Here is a 236-nt window from a genome sequence, read left to right as displayed (position 1 = left end):
CCGCAGCGTGTTCGCCATCGCACCATCTGCCACTGAGCCGTCCTTAATGACCACCAGATCCGCGATCTTCGCCGTGCTGACATCAGCAATAAACGTCACGTTCTGGCTCAGAGTGCTGTTGTTGATGGTTGCGGTAACTGTACTGATGCCCGCCGTCTGGCTGGTGACGGAGATTTCCACGGTGCCGTCCGGCCCGGTGATAACCGTCGCGGCAACCGCTGCCCCGTTGTCCGCTG

The 236-nt window shown here is 60.6% G+C and carries 1 pseudogene; it reads right to left on the bottom strand.

Going from position 1 to position 236, the window contains the following annotated elements:
• Window positions 1-236 (bottom strand): annotated as a pseudogene (locus tag HEN33_RS26010) (Ig-like domain-containing protein); the annotation flags it as partial.

Source organism: Escherichia sp. 94.0001 (assembly GCF_013369155.2).
GTDB lineage: Bacteria > Pseudomonadota > Gammaproteobacteria > Enterobacterales > Enterobacteriaceae > Escherichia > Escherichia coli_F.
Note: the sequence above shows the minus strand (reverse complement) of the source record. Positions and strands in the feature narration are given on the sequence as shown.